Source organism: Streptomyces sp. NPDC012794, assembly GCF_042901085.1.
In the GTDB taxonomy this organism is placed as follows: Bacteria; Actinomycetota; Actinomycetes; order Streptomycetales; family Streptomycetaceae; genus Streptomyces.
Genome location: NZ_JBIBCI010000005.1, coordinates 276,773 through 290,050, shown reverse-complemented (window position 1 = coordinate 290,050; position 13,278 = coordinate 276,773). Strand labels below are relative to the sequence as shown.

Genomic DNA, 13,278 nt, shown 5'->3' with positions numbered 1-13,278 from the left:
CGTCGTGCCGATTACCGGACGCGCTCGGCCAGGACCAGGAAGCGGGTGTCCTCGTCGGCGTAGGAGGTCATCCGCCAGCCGGAACCGGACAGCAGCGGGCCCAGGTTGTGCTCGGCCCGCAGATCGTCCGGGGTCAGCTCGCGGCCGTGGCGCGCGGCGAGCGCGACTCTCCCGACCGGGTGAAAGAGTGCGAGCCGGCCGCCCGGGCGGACGACGCGGCCGAGCTCGCGCAGGTTCGCGGCGGGATCGGGCAGGTGGGCGATCAGCCCGGCGGCGAAGACCGCGTCCAGCGCCCCGTCGCGCAGCGGCAGCCGGGCCACGTCTGCGCGCAGCAGCGCCCCCGCGCGGTCGCGCCCGGCCCGCCGCGCCTCGGTCAGCATCTCCCCGGTCAGGTCCGCGCCGATCACGGTTCCGGACGGCCCGACGGCCGCCCGGAGCGGGACCAGTGCCCGGCCCGTCCCGCAGCCCGCGTCGAGCACCCGGTCCCCGGGCCCCACGCCGAACTCCGCCACGGCGGTCACGAAGGCGGGCCCGTCGTCCGGGAACTTGCGGTCCCAGGCGGCTGCGCGTGCCCCGAAGAACTCCTGCACATGTGTGTGGTCTTCGTTCGTACGGCTCATTCGGCTCATGCCTCCATGATCCCGCACCGGCCCCGGCCCTTGCGGGCCGTGCGCAAGGTGGCACGTGGTGTGATCGGAGATGAACGTCTCTCTGTCATATTCCAGCAGTTACAGCTGCTTTCGAAATGCTCCCCTTGTTCGTGCCCTCACCCGGACTAGCGTCCCGTGGCCATGGGACACCTGGACCACGCCGCCTATGGCTGGCTGACACCCGCACTGTCATATGTGATGGCATCGATCGGCGCCGCCCTGGGCCTGCGCTGCACCGTCCGCGCACTCGCCGCGACCGGCGCCTCCCGCCGCAACTGGCTCCTCACCGCCGCGTCCGCCATCGGCACCGGCATCTGGACGATGCACTTCATCGCCATGCTCGGCTTTCACGTCACCGGCACCGAGATCCACTACGACGTGCCGACGACCCTCCTCAGCCTGCTGGTCGCCATGGCCGTCGTCGGCGCCGGGGTGTTCGCCGTCGGCTACGGCAAGGACCGCCGCCGCTCCCTCGTCCTCGGGGGCCTGACCACCGGACTCGGGGTCGCGAGCATGCACTACCTCGGCATGGCCGCCCTGCGCCTGCACGGCCGGATCGAGTACGACCCGCTCACCGTCGGGCTCTCGGTCGCCATCGCCGTCGTCGCCGCGACCGCCGCGCTCTGGGCCGCCCTCAACATCAGCTCACCGCTGGCCGTCGCGGTCGCCTCCCTCGTCATGGGCGTCGCCGTCAGCAGCATGCACTACACCGGGATGACGGCCGTCGCCGTCCGCGTCATGCCCTCGGACGCGGGCCTGCCCGGGGCGACCGCCATGCAGTTCATCTTCCCGCTCGCGGTCGGGCTCGGGTCCTACCTCTTCATCACCGCCGCTTTCGTGGCGCTCTCCCCGACGGCGGACGGGCGGACGGTGCCGGCGTCCCGGCGGGCGGCGTCGGCCCGGGCGTCCGCACCGGGGGCGCCGGCTCCGGCCGCCGCGGCTCGCGGCTCCGATGCGGGGTCCGGTCGTGGCTTCGGGCCCGGCTCGGGTGCGGGCACGAGGCCGCGCTCCGGCTCCGCGCCCGCTGCCCGGCGCCTCGGGGAGGGCACCGTCCCCTCCCGCTGACACCCCGCCCACCCCCCCGTGGATCCGTACCGCCCCGGAACGAGGAGCCATGCGCACACCCCGCAGAAGACCGGAGCCGGCGCCGCCGCGGCTCCCCGCGCCCGCCTCGCGCGGCCGCCGCGCACACGCCGGTCCCCCCGCGACGGAACCGCCGGAGCCCGGGTTCCGGCGCCCCGCCCCGGCCGGAGGCGCCCTGGCCCGGGGCGGGCCGTGGACCCGGCTGCGGCCCGCCACCGTCCGAGCGAAGATCGTCTCGCTGCTGATGGTCCCGGTCGTCTCGCTGCTCGCCCTCTGGGGTTTCGCCACCGTCGGCACCGCCCAGGACATGGCCCGGCTCGGCCGCGTCCGCGAGGCCGACGCCGCGATACGCGCGCCCCTCGACGCCGCCCTCGCCGAGATCCAGGCCGAACGCCGTGCCGCCGTCCGCTTCCTGGCCGACGCCGCCCCCGGCGAGGCGTCCGCCCTCGGGCAGCAGGCCCGGCGCACCGACGAAGCCGTACGCCGGCTGCGTCTCGGCGACCGTCACACCGTCGCCGACTCCGGCGGCCACCGCACCGACACGGTCGTGCGGCTCGGCGCCTTCGTCGCCGCCTCGGAGGCGCTCGGCCATGCCCGGAAGGACATCACCGCCCGCCGTGCCACCCCGGAGGGCGCCTACGAGACCTACACCCGCGTCGCCGACTCCGCCCTCGCCGCCCAGGGCGCCCTCTCCGGTGGCGCCGATTCCGAACTCGGCGCCGACGCACGGGTCCTGCTCGAGTTCGCCCGGGCCGGCGAGCTGCTGTCCCGGGAGGACGCGCTCCTCGCCCTGCCCGGCCCCCGCACCGCCGACGCGCTGCGCCGCCTGGCCGGCGCCGTGGAGACCCGCCGCACCCTCACCGCCGCCGCGGCGCGGGACCTGCCCCCGGACCAGCGGTCCGCCTGGGACACCGTCTCGAAGGGCGCGTCCTACGCCGAGCTCACCGCCGCCGAGGACAAGGCGCTGGCCGTCACTCACGTTCCCGCCGGGGCGGCGTCCGCGGCTTCGCCGCCCCGTGAGGCGCACGCGGTCCCCGCCGTCTGGGACACCGCCCACGCCGCGGTGAGCGCGTCCATGCGGGAGGTACGGCAGGCCGCGCACGCCCGGGCCGCCGAGCGCGCCGATCCGCTCGCCGGAGGGGCTTTCGGCCCGGCCGGCGCCGCCGTCCTGCTGGGTCTGTTGGCGGTCGCCGCCTCGCTGGTGATCTCCGTGCGCATCGGCCGCGCCGTGGTGGTGGAGCTGGTGTCCCTGCGGAACACCGCCCTGGAGATCGCCCACCGGAAGCTCCCGCAGGCCATGGAACGGCTCCGGGCCGGACGAGCCGCCGACATCGACGTCGAGGAAGAGGCCCCGCCCGGGCCTCCCGCCGAGGACGAGATCACCCAGGTCGGCGAGGCCCTGTCCACCGTCCACCGGGCCGCCCTCAGCGCCGCCGTCGAGCGCGCCGAACTCGCCGGCGGGGTGAGCGGCGTCTTCGTCAACCTCGCCCGCCGCAGCCAGGTCCTGGTCCACAAGCAGCTCGACCTCCTCGACTCGATGGAGCGCCGCGCCGACGACCCGGGCGAGCTCGGCGACCTCTTCGAGCTCGACCACCTCACCACCCGGATGCGCCGCCACGCGGAAAGCCTGATCATCCTCTCGGGCGCCGCCCCGGGCCGGGCGTGGCGGATGCCGGTGCCGCTGACGAACGTCGTGCGCGCCGCCGTATCCGAGATCGAGGACTACCCGCGCGTGGAGGTCCGGCGGCTCGCCGAGGCCGCCGTCACCGGCGCGTCCGTCGCCGACCTCACCCATCTGCTCGCCGAACTGATCGAGAACGCCGCCCAGTTCTCCCCGCCGCACACCATGGTCCGGGTCAGCGGCGAACCCGTCGGCGCCGGTTACGTCCTGGAGGTCGAGGACCGCGGCCTCGGCATGGGCCGCGAGGCACTCGCGGAGGCCAACCGCCGGATCGAGCACTGCGAGGACCTCGACCTGTTCGACAGCGACCGCCTCGGCCTGTTCGTGGTCAGCAGGCTCTCGGCGCGCCACGGGATCCAGGTGCACCTGAGGCCTTCGCCGTACGGCGGCACCACCGCCGTCGTGCTGCTGCCCGACTCCCTGCTCCAGGCGGCGGCCGGTGCCCCGCCCGCCGCCGGGCGGGAGCCCGGGCCCGTGCCGGCGCCCGTGCCCGCCTTCGGGCGGGGCGACGGGCCGCGGCAGGATCCGGTCGCCGCCCCGGTGGCGCCGCCGCGGCCGCGCGGACCCGGCGGCGCGGTCATCCGTACCGCGCCGGCACCCGCGCCGGAGCCGGCCGTCCCCGCCGCCCCGGTGACCGGACTGCCGCGCCGGGTGCGCCAGGCCAGCCTGGTCCCGCAGCTGCGGGAGGCCCCCGCCGCCGACCGGGCCCCGACCGGTTCGCGGGCCCCCGCGGAGCCCCCCGACCGAAGCCCGGAGCAGGCACGGGACCGGATGGCCGCCTACCGGGCGGGGTGGGCACGCGGCTCCCAGGACGACTCCCCCCACGCAGGCAGCGAAGGAGAAGTGCGATGACCGAACACCACAGGACCGCGCTCGACGGGATCCGGGGATCCGGCGAACTGGACTGGCTGCTGGACGACCTCGTCCGGCGGGTCCGGGAAGTCCGGCACGCGGTGGTGCTGTCCAACGACGGGCTGGCGGTGGGCTCCTCCACTGCCCTGAGCCGGGAGGACGCCGAGCACCTGGCGGCGGTCGCGTCCGGTTTCCACAGCCTCGCCAAGGGCGCGGGCCGCCATTTCCACGCCGGGGGCGTACGCCAGACGATGGTCGAGATGGACGAGGGGTTCCTCTTCGTCGCCGCGGCCGGGGACGGCTCCTGTCTGGCCGTCCTCAGCGCCGCCAGTGCCGATATCGGGCTGATCGCGTACGAGATGGCCCGGCTGGTCAGACGGGTCGGCGAACACCTGGACACGCCGACCCGCTTCGCGGTCCGCCCCCCGGCCGCCGGGTGAGGGCGGCGGACGGGCACGTGGAAGGCCAGTGGTACGACGCCGAGGCGGGCCCGCTCGTCCGCCCGTACGCCATGACCGGAGGGCGTACGAAACCGGGCCCCCACGGGGTCCGCTTCGACCTGATCGCCCTGGTCGTGGTCGATCCGGAGGCGGCCGGCGCGGGGGACGAGGCCCTGCTCGGCCCGGAGCACCGCACGCTGCTCGGGCTCTGCCGCTCGGAGACCCAGTCGGTCGCGGAGCTCGCCGCCGAGGCGGACCTCCCGGTGGGTGTGGTGCGGGTGCTGCTGGGCGACCTGCTGGAGGCGGGACACGTGCGGGTCAGCCGGCCGGTGCCGCCCGCCCAACTGCCGGACGAGCGGATTCTGCGGGAAGTCGTCGAGGGATTGCGAGCACTGTGATGGGACCGTACGACAACGGCACGACGAGCGCCGGGAGTTCCGACTACGAGGAGGAACTCGCCGCGCTGGCCCTGAAGATCCTCGTGGCCGGCGGCTTCGGCGTCGGCAAGACCACGCTCGTGGGCGCGGTCAGCGAGATCAGGCCGCTGCGCACCGAGGAGCTGCTGAGCGAGGCGGGCCGGCTCGTCGACGACACGGGCGGAGCGGACCACAAGACCACGACCACCGTGGCCATGGACTTCGGCCGGATCACCATCAGGGCGGGCCTGTCGCTCTACCTGTTCGGGACCCCGGGCCAGGACCGCTTCTGGTTCCTGTGGGACGAGCTCGCGCAGGGCGCGCTGGGAGCGGTCGTCCTCGCCGACACCCGGCGGCTGGAGGACTGCTTCCCGGCGGTGGACTACTTCGAGCACCGGCGGATCCCCTTCGTGGTGGCCGTCAACTGCTTCAGCGGCGCCCGTGGCTACGGTGCGGACGAGGTGTCGCGCGCGCTGGACCTGGAGCAGGGGACACCGGTGGTGCTGTGTGACGCGAGGGACAAGGACTCGGGGAAGGAAGTGCTGATCAGGCTGGTGGAATATGCCGGCCGGGTCCACACGGCCCGGCTGCTCGACTCGGTGGGGCCCTAGGGCGTTTTCTTCGGACCCCAGTCCCGCAGGACCGTCACGGCCCGGTCGAAGGCCGAGTCCTTGTTCTGGCCGAACTCCTCCGCGGTGAAGACCGGCTCGGTGAGGTGCGGCGGGATGCCCGTGCCGTCGAAGGTCCTGCCCGACCGGCTCAGCAGCTCCTCGTTCGGCAGCCAGACCGACATGCCGTTGGGGAGCCTGCGCACCATGTCGTCCGAGAAGACGCCCTGCGTGGGCTGCCCGATCCGCACGGTACGGCCGGGCCGGTCCATGAGGGCCTGGATGAAGGTCTCTCGCGCGCTGACGGTCGAGCCGCCGGTCAGCACGGCGACCGGTCCGGTGTAGCGGGGGCCCTGGGCGGGCGTGACATACAGGGCTGGGGCGCGTGTGCCGGGTGGGGTCCGCGGGATCGTTGCGGGCCCGCTTGGCGTGGGCGAGGTAGGGAGTGTCGGTCAGCCGCCCGGCGATGTGGAGCCCCAGGGCGTCGGAGCCACCGCAGTTGATCCGCAGGTCGATGACCAGGCCCTTCAGCTGCCGGGTGCGTTCCTGGTCGAGGACCGTGTCCAGCGCCCTGTCGAGCTCGGCCGGCTCGGCGGCGTAGGAGGCCGCGCCGCCCGCGTAGCCGCCGAAGCCGGAGATCCGCAGGTAGCCCTGCCCGCCGGGGAGGTCGGCGTGGCTGATCCGCCCGGCGGCGAAGTCCTGGAGGGTCCGGCCGTTCTTGAGGTCGCGCTCCACGACGAACTTCTTGACCTTGGCGTCGAGCTTCCCGTCGGGCCGGACGCTGCCCGGGCGGACCTGTGCGAAGGCCCGTTCGGGGGCGCCGTCGCCGTCACCGTCAGCGCCCCACGGCGAAGAGTTCGTCCGGGGTCATCCGTCCCACCGTCGCCGACACGGGATCCACCGGGCCATCCGGCTGTCCGGCTCGATCGGGGGTGGGGCCGGCCCCCGCTACCCGCGGTACCCGGGCAGGGCCGGATTCCGCCCCTTGACGGTCATCGGGCCGGTGGCGAAGGAAGGTGAACCGCCGTCGGGAACCGACCAGATGGGAGCGGTGTGCGGGCTTCCGCCCTACAGGTCCGTGGACGGGGTTCCGGTGCGCGTGCAGTGCCTGCCGAACACCCGGCAGTCCTCTTGAGTCATCTTCTGTGCCATGCGTCCGTCCTCCTTGCCGGAAAGCCCCTGGTGGGGAAGGCTGGCGGGACGACCAAGCGGGGTGGGGCGCGGCCACGTCGGCCGGGTCAACGGGGAGGGGCTGGAAATGGCACTGGACAAGCAGCTCGACTGGTTGCTGGACGATCTGACGCGCAGGGTCCAGCAGGTCCGGCACGCGGTGGTCCTATCCAACGACGGGCTGGTGACGGCCGCGAGCGCGGGACTGGCCCGGGAGGACGCGGAGCACCTGGCGGCCGTCGCGGCCGGTTTGCAGAGCCTGGCGAAGGGTTCGGGGCGGCACTTCCGGGCGGGTGAGGTGCGCCAGACGATGGTCGAGTACGACGAGGGGTTTCTCTTCGTCGTGGCGGCCGGTTCCGGAAGCTGCCTGTGCGCGCTGAGCGCCGCGGAGGCCGACATCGTGCAGGTGGCGTACGAGATGACGCTGCTGGTCAACCGGGTCGGCGAGCACCTGGGGGTCGCGGAGCGGCGGATCACCGGAGGCTGAGTTATCCACAGGCCTCGCGCGATGCCGTCACCCTTGGTTACGGTCTTCACACAGAGTGATCGCCATGTGTGGGGGAGGACTGTGATGAAGGTGCAGACGCTGGAGCGCGCGTCCATCGGACCGGACCGGGATCCGGCTTCGGACGTACGAGTGGACGCGCGGCCCGAACCGTCGCTCAGCGGCATCGGCGCGGCCGGAGAACTGGGACTCAGCCGGGGCGAGTTCGCCCGGGCCGTCCAGTTGGGGCTGGTCCGTGCGGGACCCCGGGCGGCGAGCGGCGCCGCCCGCTTCACCCGGGCCGAACTGGACCGGGTCAGGGCGGCGCCGGGATTTCCGCAGGAGCTCCGCGCCCAGGTCGAGACGATGGCCGGAACCGACGCGGCCGCCCGGGTGCTGGAGGTGGGTCCGAGCCGGTTCACCCGGCTCGCGCGCTGCGGGCACCTCATGCCCGTCGGCTACCGGATCAACCGCTACCGGGCCGTCGTCTGGCTCTACCTGGCCACGGAGCTGCGGGAGTTCGCCGCCAGGGAGCCGGGCCTGCTCAGCGGGGCCGCGCCCCCGCAGGACCGGGAGCTGATGGCGGCCGGGGCGGACCTGCGGCCGCGGAGGTGGCGGGGCCGGCATGTGGGGCTGCTGCTGGCACGGACCACCGACCTGTGGGAGCGGGCGGCCGTACTGGCCTCGGTGCTCCCCGACGACGAGGCACGGGCCGCCGTGCCCGACCCGGCGGAGCGGATCGTGCTCGCCGCGCTCGCGCCGCCCCCGCCCTACGGCCACCCCCGGGTTCCGGCGGCCGCGGCGGTGGCCCGGCGACTGCTGCTGGCCGAGCCACCGGAGGAGACCCTGTGGTACCGCGCGGGCCTGGACTTCGCCCTGGCCCGCGCGCGAGGTCAGGTGAAATCGACGGGGGAGAGGGGACCGACGTAGACCCAGGCCCCGTTTTCGCGGGAGAAGGAGCTGTGCTCGTGCAGCGAGCCGGTGTGGCCGCCCTCGCGGTAGTGGGCGCGGAACTCCACCGACCCCTCCGTCTCGAACATCCCGCCGCGCTCGGTGGCGAGGATCTCCAGGCGCTCCCAGCGCTGGTCCGGGTCCAGGTCGAGCCGGTTCGGACGGGTCGAGGGGTGCCAGGAGCGCATCAGGTAGGCGGTGTCGCCGACCGCGAAGGCACTGAAGCGCGAACGCATCAGCAGCTCGGCGGTCGGCGCCTGCCGGGCGCCGGAGTGGAAGCGGCCGCAGCAGTCCGCGTAGGAGGCGGGCAGCCCGCAGGGGCAGGGGAGGGCCGGGGTGGGCATCGGTGCGATCAGCTCTTCGGTGAGGAGACGGGGGAAGGAGACGAGAACCGACGACGCTCCGGGCGTCGCCGGGACCGCGGTCGCTACTGGGGCGAGACGGCCGGCCTGGCCTTCTCGGCCGGGTACGGGCGGAAAAGGCCCTCCTGGACCACGGAGACCAGCAGCCTGCCCCGCACGTCGTAGATGCGGCCGCGGGCCAGGCCACGACCGCCGTGCGCGATGGGCGACTCCTGGTCGTACAGGAACCACTCGTCCGCACGGAACGGCCGGTGGAACCACATGGCGTGGTCCAGCGAGGCCATGTCGAAACCGCGCATGCCCCACAGCGGCTCGACGGGGATGCGCACGGCGTCGAGGAGGGTCATGTCACTGGCGTAGGTGAGGGCGCAGGTGTGCACGAGCGGGTCGTCGCCCAGCGGGCCGACCGCCCGCATCCACACCGCGCTGCGCGGGTCGGCGTCCTTGAGGTCCTCGGGGGTCCAGCGGAGCCGGTCTACGTACCGGATGTCGAAGGGCTGGCGGCGGGCCATCCGCTCCAGCGCCTCGGGCAGCGCGCCCAGGTGCTCGCGGATCTCGTCCACGACCTTCGGGAGCGTGTCCGGGTGGGGGAAGTCGAGGCGGGGAGGCAGCTGGTGCTCGATGCTGCCCTCCTCCGGGTGATGGAAGGAGGCGGTCAGGTTGAAGATGGTCTTGCCCTGCTGGACGGCGGTGACCCGGCGCGTGGTGAAGGAGCGCCCGTCACGGACCCGCTCCACCTGGTACACGATCGGAACCCCGGGGATGCCCGGGCGCAGGAAGTACGCGTGCAGCGAGTGGACCGGCCGGTCGCTCTCGGTGGTCCGGCCGGCGGCCACCAGCGCCTGGCCCGCGACCTGCCCGCCGAACACGCGCTGGAGGGACTCCTGGGGGCTGACCCCCCGGAAGATGTTGACCTCGATCTGCTCCAGGTCGAGCAGATCGACCAGTCTCTCTGCGGGGTTCGTCATCAGAGGTTCTCCACTGTCGGTTCCGGCGGGCCGGGCGGGGCCGCCCGCGGTGGCTTGCGGATTCCGGTCAGAGCGCGCCGAGCTCGCCGACCGAGGTGACCCGGATGACGGCCCGGCCCTCCTCGTCGGAAGCGGCGAGGTCGACCTCGGCGCTGATGCCCCAGCCATGGTCGCCGTTGGGGTCGGCGAAGGTCTGGCGGACGCGCCACAGGCCGTGCGCCGCGTCCTCCTCGATCTGGAGCAGCTTGGGGCCGCGCGCGTCGGGACCGGTGCCCAGGTCGTCGTACTCGTCCCAGTACGCGTCCATGGCCTCGCCCCAGGCGTCGGCGTCCCAGCCGGACTCGGCGTCCAGCTCGCCCAGCTGACCGACGTGGTCCAGGGCCGCCAGCTCGACCCGGCGGAACATCGCGTTGCGGACCAGTACGCGGAAGGCACGCGAGTTGGCCGTGACCGGCTTGACCTGGTCGGCCTTCTCCTGGGCCTGCTCGGCCGTCTCCACCTCCGGGTTCGCCAGCTGCTCCCACTCGTCGAGGAGACTGGAGTCGACCTGGCGGACCAGCTCGCCCAGCCAGGCGATGAGGTCCTCGAGGTCCTCGGACTTCAAGTCGTCGGGGATGGTGTGGTCCAGCGCCTTGTACGCGCTCGCCAGGTAGCGCAGCACGATGCCCTCGGTACGGGCCAGCTCGTAGAAGGAGGTGAACTCGGTGAAGGTCATCGCCCGCTCGTACATGTCGCGGATGATCGACTTCGGCGAGACCGGGTGGTCCCGGACCCAGGGGTGGCTCTTGCTGTAGACGTCGTAGGCGTGGAGCAGGAGCTCCTCGAGGGGCTTGGGGTAGGTCACCTCCTGGAGGCGCTCCATCCGCTCCTCGTACTCGATCCCGTCGGCCTTCATCGCGCCGACCGCGATGCCCCGCTCCTTGTTCTGCTGGGCCGCCAGGATCTGGCGCGGGTCGTCCAGCGTGGACTCGACGACGGAGACCATGTCCAGGGCGTAGGAGGGGGATTCCGGGTCGAGCAGCTCGAAGGCGGCCAGTGCGAAGGTGGACAGCGGCTGGTTCAGCGCGAAGTCCTGCTGCAGGTCGACGGTGAGCCGGATGGTGCGGCCCTCGGCGTCCGGGGTGTCGAGCTTCTCGACGACGCCGCCGTCCAGCAGCGAGCGGTAGATGGCGATGGCCCGGCGGATGTGGCGCAGCTGGGCCTTGCGCGGCTCGTGGTTGTCCTCCAGGAGGTGGCGCATCGCCTTGAAGGCGTCGCCCGGCCGGGCGATCACCGAGAGCAGCATGATGTTGGTGACCTTGAAGCGCGAGGTCAGCGGCTCCGGGTCGGCGGCGATCAGCTTCTCGAAGGTGGTGTCCGACCAGGCCACGAAGCCTTCGGGGGCCTTCTTGCGGACCACCTTGCGGCGCTTCTTCGGGTCGTCGCCGGCCTTCGCGAGGGCCTTCTCGTTCTCGATGACGTGCTCGGGTGCCTGTGCGACCACGAAACCGGCCGTGTCGAACCCGGCCCGCCCGGCCCGGCCGGCGATCTGGTGGAACTCCCGCGCGCGCAGCGTGCGGACCCGGTTGCCGTCGTACTTGGTGAGCGCGGTGAACAGCACGGTGCGGATCGGGACGTTGACGCCGACGCCCAGGGTGTCGGTACCGCAGATGACCTTCAGCAGGCCGGCCTGGGCCAGCTTCTCGACGAGGCGTCGGTACTTGGGCAGCATGCCCGCGTGGTGGACGCCGATGCCGTGGCGGACGTAGCGGGAGAGGTTCTGGCCGAACTTCGTGGTGAAGCGGAAGTTGCCGATCAGCTCCGCGATCTTGTCCTTCTCCTCGCGGGTGCACATGTTGATGCTCATCAGCGACTGCGCCCGCTCGACCGCCTGGGCCTGCGTGAAGTGCACGATGTAGACGGGCGCCTGCCGGGTCTCCAGCAGCTCGGTGATGGTGTCGGTGATCGGCGTGGTCACGTACTCGTAGGAGAGCGGTACGGGCCGGGTCGCGGAGCGGACCACCGAGGTCGGGCGGCCGGTCCGGCGGGTCAGGTCGTCCTCGAACCGCTTCACGTCGCCGAGGGTCGCCGACATCAGGACGAACTGCGCCTGCGGCAGTTCCAGCAGCGGGATCTGCCAGGCCCAGCCACGGTCCGGCTCCGCATAGAAGTGGAACTCGTCCATCACGACCTGGCCGATGTCGGCGTACTTGCCGTCGCGCAGCGCGATGGAGGCCAGCACCTCGGCGGTGCAGCAGATCACCGGGGCGTCGGCGTTCACGGACGCGTCACCGGTCAGCATGCCGACGTTCTCGGTGCCGAAGAGCTTGCACAGGTCGAAGAACTTCTCCGACACCAGTGCCTTGATGGGCGCGGTATAGAAGGTGACCTTGTCCTGGGCCAGCGCGGTGAAGTGCGCTCCGGCCGCGACGAGGCTCTTGCCGGAGCCGGTCGGGGTCGACAGGATCACGTTCGCGCCGGAGACGACCTCGATCAGCGCCTCCTCCTGTGCCGGGTACAGGGTGATGCCCTGGTCCTCCGCCCACGAGGAGAAGGCCTCGAAGAGGGCGTCGGGGTCGGCGGTCGGCGGGAGCTGATCAATGAGGGTCACGCCCCCCATCTTGCCTGGCTTCCCCCCGGAAGAGGGAACCGGCGGACGGAACGAAGATCATCACGGGTACGCTGTGCCGTCGAGGCGGCCCGACCGAATCCCTCCACAGGGCCCCACCACGACAGGACCGGGGCGGGAAACGAGCATGATGGGTCCGGCGCACTCACTGTCCGGGGCTGCGGCCTGGCTGGGGGTGGGCGCGGCGGTGGCCGCCGCCGGACACCCGATGCCCTGGCCGGTACTGGTCGTGGGTGCCCTCATCTGCGCCGGCGCGGCCCTCGCCCCCGACCTCGACCACAAGTCGGCGACGATCTCACGTGCCTTCGGACCGCTGTCCCGGGGCCTGTGCGAGGTGGTCGACAAGACGTCGTACGCCGTGTACAAGGCGACCCGGACCCCGCGCGACGCCCGCCGCAGCGGGGGCCACCGCACCCTGACCCACACCTGGCTCTGGGCCGTCCTCATAGGCGCCGGTTCCTCGGCGGTCGCGGTCGGTTTCGACCGCTGGGGCGTGCTGGGGCTGCTCTTCGTACATCTGGTGCTGGCCGTCGAAGGGCTGCTGTGGCGGGCGGCCCGGATGTCCAGCGACGTCCTCGTCTGGCTGCTCGGCGCGACCAGCGCCTGGATCCTGGCCGGGGTGCTCGACGAGCCGGGCAACGGCGCGGACTGGCTGTTCAGCGGCCCCGGCCAGGAGTACCTCTGGCTCGGCCTGCCGATCATGCTCGGCGCGCTGGTCCACGACATCGGCGACGCGCTGACCGTCTCCGGCTGCCCGATCCTGTGGCCCCTGCCCATCGCCGGGAAGCGCTGGTACGCGCTGGGCCCGCCGAAGATGATGCGCTTCCGCGCGGGCAGCTGGATCGAGCTCAAGGTGCTCATGCCGGTCTTCATGCTGCTCGGCGGCATGGGCGGCGCCACCGCCCTCGGCTTCATCTGAGACCACCGGCCGGCCCCGTCACCGGCCCGCCCGCGCGCGCCCGCTCACCGGCCCCCGCTGCGGCCCGCGCCGGGCGGGGGCTTCCG

At 73.1% G+C, this 13,278-nt stretch carries 12 protein-coding genes and 1 pseudogene; 8 read left to right on the top strand and 5 right to left on the bottom strand.

Annotated elements, in window-relative coordinates:
* Window positions 1-11 precede the first annotated feature (11 nt).
* Entirely contained in the window at window positions 12-620 is a 609-nt protein-coding gene (locus ACFY7H_RS12190) for a class I SAM-dependent methyltransferase (RefSeq protein ID WP_388937491.1), read from the bottom strand.
* A 171-nt stretch (window positions 621-791) separates the two neighbouring features.
* Here ACFY7H_RS12190 and ACFY7H_RS12185 point away from each other — a divergent pair, with 171 nt between their 5' ends.
* The 5 genes from ACFY7H_RS12185 to ACFY7H_RS12165 are packed head-to-tail and all read left to right on the top strand — an operon-like array spanning window position 792 to window position 5,733.
* A complete protein-coding gene (locus tag ACFY7H_RS12185) occupies window positions 792-1,715 on the top strand; it encodes an MHYT domain-containing protein (RefSeq protein WP_388936941.1) in 924 nt (307 codons plus the stop codon).
* Between the two features lie 49 nt (window positions 1,716-1,764).
* Window positions 1,765-4,266 (top strand): nitrate- and nitrite sensing domain-containing protein, encoded by a 2,502-nt coding sequence (locus ACFY7H_RS12180; RefSeq protein ID WP_388936939.1) that lies wholly within the window; start codon window positions 1,765-1,767, stop codon window positions 4,264-4,266.
* The gene (locus tag ACFY7H_RS12175; protein ID WP_388936936.1) at window positions 4,263-4,706 is read left to right on the top strand and encodes a roadblock/LC7 domain-containing protein; all 444 of its coding nucleotides are present in this window, start codon (window positions 4,263-4,265) and stop codon (window positions 4,704-4,706) included. The genes ACFY7H_RS12180 and ACFY7H_RS12175 overlap by 4 nt, the downstream gene beginning before the upstream one ends.
* A 17-nt stretch (window positions 4,707-4,723) precedes the next feature.
* Entirely contained in the window at window positions 4,724-5,104 is a 381-nt protein-coding gene (locus ACFY7H_RS12170; RefSeq protein ID WP_388936934.1) for a DUF742 domain-containing protein, read from the top strand.
* Window positions 5,104-5,733: an ATP/GTP-binding protein gene (locus ACFY7H_RS12165; protein ID WP_388936931.1), complete on the top strand. Its 630-nt coding sequence runs from the start codon at window positions 5,104-5,106 to the stop codon at window positions 5,731-5,733. Before ACFY7H_RS12170 ends, ACFY7H_RS12165 begins: the two co-directional genes overlap by 1 nt.
* Here the strand turns inward: ACFY7H_RS12165 and ACFY7H_RS12160 are convergent.
* A pseudogene (locus ACFY7H_RS12160) lies at window positions 5,730-6,540 on the bottom strand (S41 family peptidase); the annotation flags it as partial. The gene ACFY7H_RS12165 and the pseudogene ACFY7H_RS12160 overlap by 4 nt on opposite strands.
* Before the next feature lie 448 nt (window positions 6,541-6,988).
* On the opposite strand from ACFY7H_RS12160, the gene ACFY7H_RS12155 reads away from it, so the two are divergent.
* Window positions 6,989-7,387 (top strand): roadblock/LC7 domain-containing protein, encoded by a 399-nt coding sequence (locus ACFY7H_RS12155; protein WP_042800536.1) that lies wholly within the window; start codon window positions 6,989-6,991, stop codon window positions 7,385-7,387.
* A gap of 84 nt (window positions 7,388-7,471) precedes the next feature.
* On the top strand, window positions 7,472-8,314 hold the full coding sequence (locus ACFY7H_RS12150; protein ID WP_388936928.1) for a DUF6397 family protein: 843 nt from the start codon (window positions 7,472-7,474) through the stop codon (window positions 8,312-8,314).
* Here the strand turns inward: ACFY7H_RS12150 and ACFY7H_RS12145 are convergent.
* From ACFY7H_RS12145 to ACFY7H_RS12135, 3 genes are all read right to left on the bottom strand, one after another.
* Window positions 8,278-8,679 carry a YchJ family protein gene (locus ACFY7H_RS12145; RefSeq protein WP_388936926.1) on the bottom strand — a complete coding sequence of 134 codons (402 nt, stop codon included), beginning with the start codon at window positions 8,677-8,679 and terminating at the stop codon, window positions 8,278-8,280. The genes ACFY7H_RS12150 and ACFY7H_RS12145 overlap by 37 nt on opposite strands.
* Window positions 8,680-8,762: 83 nt before the next feature.
* Window positions 8,763-9,665 carry an acyl-CoA thioesterase gene (locus ACFY7H_RS12140; RefSeq protein WP_388936923.1) on the bottom strand — a complete coding sequence of 301 codons (903 nt, stop codon included), beginning with the start codon at window positions 9,663-9,665 and terminating at the stop codon, window positions 8,763-8,765.
* 67 nt (window positions 9,666-9,732) lie between these two features.
* Window positions 9,733-12,255, bottom strand: coding sequence for a DEAD/DEAH box helicase (locus ACFY7H_RS12135; protein ID WP_388936921.1), 2,523 nt, complete (start codon window positions 12,253-12,255; stop codon window positions 9,733-9,735).
* 145 nt (window positions 12,256-12,400) lie between these two features.
* On the opposite strand from ACFY7H_RS12135, the gene ACFY7H_RS12130 reads away from it, so the two are divergent.
* Window positions 12,401-13,192 (top strand): metal-dependent hydrolase, encoded by a 792-nt coding sequence (locus ACFY7H_RS12130; RefSeq protein WP_388936919.1) that lies wholly within the window; start codon window positions 12,401-12,403, stop codon window positions 13,190-13,192.
* Window positions 13,193-13,278 lie beyond the last annotated feature (86 nt).